General features: G+C 70.6%; 1 pseudogene. It reads right to left on the reverse strand.

The features are described from left to right. Nucleotides 1-238, reverse strand: a pseudogene (locus IJ15_RS25015) (NADH-quinone oxidoreductase subunit M); the annotation flags it as partial.

Here is a 238-nt window from a genome sequence, read left to right on the forward strand (position 1 = left end):
CACGTACGTGTGCGTGGCACGCGGGCGCGGGTCGTCCGACGCCACGTCACGCCACCCGGCCAGCAGCAGCAACGGCACGAGGACGGCGGTCAGCAGCACCAGCGCCAAGGCGATGCCGTCGAGCCCCAGCTCGTACCGGGTGCCGAATGCCGGTATCCACGAATGCGATTCGACGAACTGGTACCGCTCACCGCCCGTGTCGAAGCGGACCGCAAGGACGGCCGCCACCGCGACGGTG

Origin of the sequence: Prescottella defluvii (assembly GCF_000738775.1) — a bacterium.
Taxonomy (GTDB): Bacteria; Actinomycetota; Actinomycetes; order Mycobacteriales; family Mycobacteriaceae; genus Prescottella; species Prescottella defluvii.